Here is a 5,022-nt window from a genome sequence, read left to right on the forward strand (position 1 = left end):
ATGGTAAAGTACCAATACCACTAACTGAGCTGAATAGATACGAAACAATGCCAGCAAAATGGGCTAAACTAATTGAATTAGCACAACTACATGCCATAGAAAATCAAAAGCATAGAAGCAATATTTTAAAAGAAGCTGCTTAATTTTAAAATGCACCTTGACAAATTAACAGTTAAAATTTAAAGTTAAATTACACCCTACGGGATATTTATGCCCTTTTTTGGGTAAAATCTTTAAAATATCATCTTAAAGTATATCCAATCTTTTCTCTAACTTTTCATATTTCTTTTTACACTATCACTATTTATTATTATATTTTTTGCTATATTTATTCTTTTATTAATTCAACCATGTCTCCATTTTTAACTCCTGCTGCATTTCCCTCATCAACATCAACATGCATTTCAAGAGCATAGTTAGGGCTTACTCTAACCAATACGTTCTCAAATATTAGTCCTCTTTGTCCTCTTACTCTTACTTTTACTATATCTTTATCTTTAACTCCAAATTCTTTAGCATCATCTGTATGCATATGTATATGTCTTGCTGCAGCGATTACACCCTCTTTTAACTCTACTTCTCCTTTAGGGCCAACTAATTTTACTCCCGGACTTCCTGCTAAATCTCCTGAATTTCTAACTGGCGGAACTACACCTAACTTAAATCCATCAGTAAGTGAAATTTCAACTTGAGTAGAGCCTCTCGCAGGCCCTAATACCCTAACTCCTTTTAAAGTACCTTTTGGCCCCACAACATCTATTTTTTCCTCTGCTGCAAATTGTCCAGGTTGTGATAAATCCTTCATTTTAGTTAACTCGTATCCTTCTCCAAATAACTTCTCAATATGCTCCTTACTCAAATGAACATGTCTGTTTGATAAAGCTATAGGTAATTCCTTTCTCATAATAATCCTCCTTCTTAACAATAAATCTATTTTTTATAAACAAAACTATAGTTTTATTTCCTCGGAAATGAAATATACCATTAAAATTATAAATCTTTTATTAGTAAAAATCAAATAATATCGTTTTATATTCTCTGTATTATAGATTTAAGTATATCAAAAAAATTTGGAAAAGAAATTTTTATACTCTCTATTTCTTGCAAATTTGAATCTCCATCTGCACTTAAAGCTGCAATAATTAATGACATGGCTATTCTATGATCGTTATATGTTTTAAGATTTGATGGCCTTAATTTAGAAGGCCCATTTATTATCATTCCGTCGTCCAATTCTTCAATATCGGCTCCCATTTTTTTAAGTTCATTAACTATCGCTTTGATTCTATTACTTTCTTTAACTTTCAATTCTTCTGCATTTTTAATGACTGTAGTGCCTCTTGCTTGAGTAGCAGCTACTGCGATAATAGGAATTTCGTCAATTAATCTAGGTATCATATTCCCCTTTATATCTATACCTTTCAGTTCAGAATATTCGACCAAAATGTCTCCTACTGGTTCATTATTTAAATTTCTCTCATTTAATATTTTTATTCTTCCTCCCATTCTAATTAAGACATCTAATATACCAGTTCTCGTCTCATTTAGTCCTACATCTCTTATCAATAATTTAGAACCTTTTAGTATTAAGGTTCCAACTATTAAAAAAGCTGCTGATGAGATATCTCCGGGGATATAAATTTCTTTCCCTATAAGTTTGTTCCCTGGTTTTAAATATACTTCGTTATCTTTTGTTACTATATTAGCTCCAAAATATTTAAGCATTCTCTCCGTATGATCTCTAGACATACTCGGCTGCAAAATTTTTGTGTCGCTATCGGCATATAATCCCGCTAATAAAATACAAGATTTAACCTGGGCACTAGGTATCGGCTGTCTATACTCAACTCCAATAAGTTTTTTCGTTGGCTTAATTCTTAAAGGAGGAAATTTATTAAGTAATCCAGAAATGTTTGCTCCCATCATCTTTAAAGGATTTATTATTCTATCCATAGGCCTTTTTTGTATCGATTCATCGCCTGTAATAGTCGATGAAAAATTTTGGCCTGCTAAAATACCACTAATTAATCTTATCGTAGTCCCAGAATTTCCTACATATAAAATATCTTTTGATTCTTTAAGACCGTATAAGCCTACACCTTCTACAATAACATCTTCATCAGAAATAAATATATTTACTCCTAATTTTCTGAAACAGTCAACTGTTGAAAGGCAATCTTCTCCCATTAAAAAATTATGTATTATCGTTTTACCCTCTGCAATAGAACCTATCATAATAGCCCTATGCGATATAGACTTGTCTCCGGGAACTCTTACTTCGCCTTTAATTGATAAATTGCCACCTCTTATAATCATATTACTACTCCATCCTTTAAACTTTTTTCAATCAGTTTTTCATCAACATTATTATATATGTTAACTCTTCCCTTTCCAATAGGAAGTACTAAAACAATCTTTCCTTTTTCATTTTTTTTATCATGTTTTATAGCATTCATAATCTGTTTTTGTTCAAAAGCTGAAAATTTTACTGGACTAACTAATCTGCTTAAACTATCAATTATCTTTATATAATATTTTCTATCTATTAACCCCATTTCTGTACTTATTAAACTTTCTAACATCATACCCAATACTACTGCTTCGCCATGTTTGAAAGTATTAAAATCATCTAACGTTTCTATACCATGTCCAATCGTATGTCCAAAGTTTAAGACTTTTCTTATATTACTTTCTTTTTCGTCTTTTTGAACTATAATCTTTTTTATATTTAAAGACTTCTTTACTATGTTCATAATATAGTTATTCTCTAATTTTAAGATACTATTCAAATTATCGTTTAACCATAAAAAAAAGTCATAATCCATTATCAAACCATATTTGAAAACTTCGCCTAAACCATTAATAATCTCTCTTTCATCTAATGTCTTAAGCGTTTCTGTATCTATTATTACTCCTTTAGGTTGATAGAACGAACCTATAATATTTTTGTAATTCTTAAAATTAACCCCTACTTTCCCTCCAATACTACTGTCTACTTGCGATAAAAGAGTTGTTGGTACCTGAACAAAATTAATCCCTCTCATAAAGGTTGCTGCTACAAAACCTGTTAAATCTCCTACAACTCCTCCTCCAAGGCTGATTAGAGTCGTTTTCCTGTTACATCCTGCCTCAAGCATTTTTTCATATACTTTTTTAGCAGTGTCTATACTTTTACTCTGTTCTCCAGGTTCTAAAATACAATATCCTGTGACTTTCGTATTAAGTTTCGATAACAAAATATCTAAATAATGCTTTGCTACATTACGATCTGAAATTATGAAAATATTATCATCTATTCCACATTCTAATAAAATATCATCTATATTTCTTAAAAGTCCTTTGTCAATATATATATTATATCCTCTATCCTTTAAATCTACACTTAATACATCCATAGCATCACCTACTATTTACATAATCAATATATCTGTTATAGTTATCTTTTAATTCTTCTATACTGTCTCCTCCAAATTTAATCATAATCTCATCTGCTAATATCCAAGCTAAAATATTTTCAGCCACAATGCTTGCAGATGGTACTGCACAAACGTCTGCCCTTTCTTTTTGGGCTTCAAATTTTTCTTTCGTCTTCATATCTATACTTTTAAGTGGTTTTTTTAATGTCGGTATTGGCTTCATTGCAGCTCTTACAATAATTGGACTTCCATTGGAAATTCCTCCCTCTATTCCGCCAGCATTGTTAGAATATCTTTTATATCCATCATCATAATAAATCTCATCATGCACCTGTGAACCTAACAATTCTGCAGCTCTAAAACCAATGCCTATCTCTACACCCTTTATTCCTTGAAGGCTCATCATCCCTTGAGCTATCTTGCCGTCTAATTTCCTATCCCAATTAACATGACTACCTAACCCTATAGGAATATTCGTCGCAATAAGTTCAAATAATCCTCCTAAAGTATCACCTATTTTTTTAGCTTTATCTATTTCATTAATCATTTTTTTCTCTGACTGACTGTCTACTACTCTTAAAGGCGACTTATCCGCACTTTTGATTTTATCTATTGAAACGTTATCTGACTCAATCTTAATTTTCCCGATTTGAATAACATGACTATATATTTCGATATTAAATTCCTTTAAAAACTGTTTTGCTATATTACCTATAGCTACTCTAATCGCAGTTTCTCTAGCACTTGCCCTTTCTAAAACGTTTCTTATATCTAAATGATTATATTTAATAGCACCTGCCAAATCGGCATGCCCCGGCCTAGGCCTAGTAACGATTCTATCTTCATCTAATTTATTTTTTTCTATACCCATTATATCTTTCCAGTTCTCCCAGTCCCTATTTTTTATAAATAATGCTATGGGACTTCCTATTGTTTTGCCATTCCTTATACCTGAAAGTATTTCAACCTCATCTTTTTCAATTTTCATTCTGCCTCCTCTGCCATAACCCATTTGTCTTCTTTTAAGTTCATTATTTATGGAATTTATATCTATCTTTAAATTGGCTGGAAATCCTTCGATTATACCGATTAACCCCTTCCCATGGGACTCTCCTGCTGTAAGATATCTAATCATCTAAATACTCCTTCCTAATTCTCATATCACAAAAAATAGACCCATAGGGCCTATTTTAGTTTACTTTGAACAGACTTAACCTTTCTCTCCATACTAGTTTCTTTATCTCTTCTATCGTCAATCTTAATCTGTGTCGAAACTCTCTTTGCTCCTTCATTAAAAGGTACTTCATGCATTCTTCTAATTACATCTAGTATTTTGTCTAAATCTCCCTCTATTATCGTCCCCATAGGAGTTAGCATATATTTTAAATCTTTTTCTTCTTTTAATACAGTATGACATTTAGCAACATAACTACTTAAACTTGTATCCCCTGTACCCAAAGGCACTATAGTAACTTCTACTATAGCCACTTAAACTCCCCGTTGACTTATATCTATAAAAACCTTATAGAAAGCAACGCATACCTATAAATCTTTATAGATTTATAGATCTTATCCGATACTTCTATTATGCAGATTTTATGATTCT

General features: G+C 31.4%; 5 protein-coding genes. All 5 read right to left on the reverse strand.

Annotated features, from left to right (window positions below):
* Positions 1-328: 328 nt before the first annotated feature.
* On the reverse strand, positions 329-904 hold the full coding sequence (gene pduL / locus BUB51_RS12110; protein WP_073198040.1) for a phosphate propanoyltransferase: 576 nt from the start codon (positions 902-904) through the stop codon (positions 329-331).
* A gap of 125 nt (positions 905-1,029) precedes the next feature.
* The gene (aroA, locus tag BUB51_RS12115; protein ID WP_073198041.1) at positions 1,030-2,316 is read right to left on the reverse strand and encodes a 3-phosphoshikimate 1-carboxyvinyltransferase; all 1,287 of its coding nucleotides are present in this window, start codon (positions 2,314-2,316) and stop codon (positions 1,030-1,032) included.
* Positions 2,313-3,395, reverse strand: a complete 1,083-nt coding sequence (gene aroB, locus BUB51_RS12120) for a 3-dehydroquinate synthase (RefSeq protein WP_073198043.1) — start codon at positions 3,393-3,395, stop codon at positions 2,313-2,315. Before aroB ends, aroA begins: the two co-directional genes overlap by 4 nt.
* Positions 3,396-3,399: 4 nt before the next feature.
* Positions 3,400-4,551: a chorismate synthase gene (aroC, locus tag BUB51_RS12125; protein WP_073198045.1), complete on the reverse strand. Its 1,152-nt coding sequence runs from the start codon at positions 4,549-4,551 to the stop codon at positions 3,400-3,402.
* 50 nt (positions 4,552-4,601) lie between these two features.
* Positions 4,602-4,904, reverse strand: a complete 303-nt coding sequence (locus tag BUB51_RS12130) for an MTH1187 family thiamine-binding protein (RefSeq protein WP_073198046.1) — start codon at positions 4,902-4,904, stop codon at positions 4,602-4,604.
* Between the last annotated feature and the right edge of the window lie 118 nt (positions 4,905-5,022).

It is taken from the genome of Caloranaerobacter azorensis DSM 13643 (assembly GCF_900129995.1).
GTDB lineage: Bacteria > Bacillota > Clostridia > Tissierellales > Thermohalobacteraceae > Caloranaerobacter > Caloranaerobacter azorensis.